Annotated in this window: 1 protein-coding gene; it reads right to left on the bottom strand. The window is 69.2% G+C overall.

Annotated features, from left to right (window positions below; all coding sequences use genetic code 11):
- Nucleotides 1–263, bottom strand: a 263-nt coding sequence (locus RTX98_RS05060; protein WP_312795035.1) for a CoA transferase, incomplete at both ends; no start/stop codon positions are given.

Raw genomic sequence — 263 nt, 5'->3', positions numbered from 1 at the left:
TCCGGGTCGCTTCCCAGTTCGGCGAGGCCCAGCACGTCGCAAAGCCGGCTCCAGTGCTGGTCGCTGCCGCTGATATGCAGCCAGCCGCCATCTCGGCACTGGAAGGCGGCGGAGGGTACACGGCCGGGATGCTCGGTGCCGGAGCGGCCGATATCCTCGTCGAGCGCAAACAGGCGCGCGGCCGCAAGCGCCAGCAGACTGGCCTGCACGTCCATCATGGCGAGATCGACATGACAGCCCTTGCCGCTCGTGGTGCGGCCGAC

The sequence above is a fragment of the Tianweitania sp. genome (assembly GCF_032053605.1).
Classification (GTDB): domain Bacteria; phylum Pseudomonadota; class Alphaproteobacteria; order Rhizobiales; family Rhizobiaceae; genus Tianweitania.
The sequence above is the reverse complement of the archived record's forward strand: the minus strand, read 5'-3'. Positions and strand labels throughout refer to the sequence as shown.